General features: G+C 56.5%; 1 pseudogene. It reads right to left on the bottom strand.

The features are described from left to right. Positions 1-230: pseudogene (locus SB765_RS34460) on the bottom strand (30S ribosomal protein S6--L-glutamate ligase); the annotation flags it as partial.

Below are 230 nucleotides of genomic sequence, written 5' to 3' on the forward strand. Positions count from 1 at the left end.
GATCATTTTACCCGCGATGTCGATACCGGTGGTTTTTTCTATTCCTTCCAGCCCCGGCGACGCATTCACCTCCATCACCAACGGCCCGCGATTAGCACGCAGAATATCCACACCAGCAACGTCCAGCGCCATCGTTCGCGCGGCTTTTATCGCGATTTCACGCTCCTGTGGTGTGATACTGGCGACGCTTGCCGCGCCGCCACGATGCAAATTGGAACGAAAATCGCCCT

The organism is Pseudomonas sp. SIMBA_067, assembly GCF_046534675.1.
In the GTDB taxonomy this organism is placed as follows: Bacteria; Pseudomonadota; Gammaproteobacteria; order Pseudomonadales; family Pseudomonadaceae; genus Aquipseudomonas; species Aquipseudomonas putida.